The following is a 2,285-nucleotide window of genomic DNA, read 5'->3' on the forward strand; positions in this document are numbered from 1 at the left end:
AGAGCGAGATTTTCTGCAACCGGGATCCCTCCCCGCAGAGCCAGGTTGGTGTAGCCGGGCAGAGATTGGGTATTGGCGTTGTTGGTAAAGAAAGTGCCAATGTGATGCAGGAAAACTGAGGCATACCGATCCTCTGCATCGCGGTAGCTCAGGCCCAGGTTGAAGCTGTCTGCTCCCACGAAGGCTAGCTGTTTGCCAACCGCTTTGGGATCCAGCGCCGAGCGGATGATGGGATCGTTCAGGGTGTAGTTGGCAAAAAGAGTCCAGTTTTCCCCCAATCGCAAATCCAGGGCTGCTTCCAAGCCCGTGTATTCCACGAGCTCAATGTTTTCGTAGGTTCCCCTGCGCGGGCCAGTGCTGACAAAGGTAATGCCATCGCGGATGCGGTTATGGGCAAAGGTCAAGCGCAGCAGGCCAAAATCTCCCAAAGCCTGATCCAGGCCAATGTCAAAACTCTCTCCCCGCTCCGGTCGCAAATTGGGGTTCCCATCTACCTCAAAAAAGCCCCGCAAACGAAAGAATAAGTTTGAGATCAAGGGAGTGCGAAAGCTGCCGGCATAATTGGCCCTCAGGGTGGTGCCTTCTGCCAAAACCCAGCGGATCCCTGCGGCAGGAGAGGTGGCCGAACCGTTGACCAGATTGCTCGAATCTTGGCGAACACCTAAGTTGAGATAAAAGTTGGGCTGTGGCTTGTAATCCAGGCGGGCAAAGAGGGCCCCTTGGTTCACGGTATTGTCGTAGTTGACATTGGTGGATCCCCTGGCAAAGGAGAAGGTGGTGTTGCGAGCTGAAATGGATCGGTAGTCTGCTCCTAGAGTAAGCTCCAGGTTTTCAGCAGCCTTCCAGGTGTATTGCAGTTGGGATCCCCACCCCGTTCGCAGGATCTCATCCCGGGATCCCTGGCTTTGTGGGGCGCTGAAGCGATAGTTGAGGTCGTCAAAAAATACCCTAGCTTGCAGGGATCCCCTCTCTTGATCCCACAGCCAACTGAGATCTAACAGCAGGTCGTTGGTGTTTTGCCCTGCATCGGGGGAGGGAAACTCGGTGCTGCCAGGCACCTGAAACGCTTTGTTGAGATAAAGGGCATTTCCGGTTAGGACTTGGCCTTCTGCCAATTGCCAGGTGAGCTTGGCTTGTAGGTTGTGGTACTCCACCGCCGAGTTTTCCCGCCTGCCGGCTTTGCCCAAACGCCTAATTTCAAAAGGAAAGTCGTTGTTGCTCTGCAGACGGCGATAGCTGACCACCCAGCCCAGATCCTGCACCTGGCCGCGGTTTTGGATCCCTTGCTCGTTGAGGCCGTAGCTGCCGATAGCCGCTTCCAGCACGGTCTCGGATCCCGGCTTTGGATCCAGCGTCACGATGTTGATGACCCCGCCAACGGCATCGGAGCCGTATAAGGTGGAGCCCCCACCTGGAGAGATCTCAATACGCTCGACCACATCTGTAGTGATCTGAGACAGATCGAACCCGCCAAAAAAGCCCAGGTCGTTAATGGGGCGGCCATCCAAGAGCACCAACACCTGGGCCGTTCGTCCTCCCCGCATAAACTGGGAGCTAAGGGCTCCCAACTGGGTTCCTGCCGTGCCGTCGCTGAGGATCCCGGGCAGGTAGCGCAGGGCCTCCTGAACGGTTCTTGCCCCTTGCTCTCGAATTTGCTGGCGGGTAACGACGTAAACCGGGCGGGAAGAATCCCGCAGCAAGCCGGGGCGACGAAAAGGCGTGGTGACGGGTTGATTTAAAATCTCGGCGCTAACGCCGGTTTCCAAAACCTCTTGAGCTGAGGGCGGGGAAGCTGCCGGCTGCGCCCACGCTGGGATCCCCAAAACAAGACCCCCCAGCGCCAGGCTGAGACCTAGAATGGGATTCATTTTCTTTCTTGAAGCTCCTGATTCCGTGCGACGCGGAAGAAATGCGAGCCAAAACCGCAGGCGGGCATCCTGACTGAGGGCATGGGTCTAGCCCAAGCCCATCACAGTTGCGGCACAGCGCCGGATTTGCACCGGACTTTCCCCTTTACATGCCCTGGCTGATCCCCAGGACAACCTGTCGGTACAGCTTTCTCTGCGATTGCTCCGAAAAAGCCGTGCTAGGCATCATACATCCCCTGCTCTGGAGTTCCTATCCTGCCAGGGGGGATGTCATCCCCAGGGGTGAACGGGATCCCAACGGCAATCCCAGGGCTTCGGATGGGCCACATCCCATTTAGGCCAGATTTCTTCACTGCTTTGTAAGCAGTTGAAGGATAGCCCGCTGCTACTCCAGATCGCGAGGCCCAGGGATCCCTT

1 protein-coding gene and 1 riboswitch are annotated in these 2,285 nt (G+C 56.9%); the gene reads right to left on the minus strand.

The features are described 5' to 3' along the window. A partial coding sequence (locus tag NW820_RS10535) for a TonB-dependent receptor plug domain-containing protein (RefSeq protein WP_414407453.1) occupies nt 1-1,868 on the minus strand: 1,868 nt, incomplete at its 3' end. A gap of 41 nt (nt 1,869-1,909) precedes the next feature. Next, a riboswitch (cobalamin riboswitch) is annotated at nt 1,910-2,062 on the minus strand. Nucleotides 2,063-2,285: the final 223 nt, after the last annotated feature.

This window comes from Synechococcus sp. R55.7 (assembly GCF_047461955.1).
In the GTDB taxonomy this organism is placed as follows: Bacteria; Cyanobacteriota; Cyanobacteriia; order Thermostichales; family Thermostichaceae; genus Thermostichus.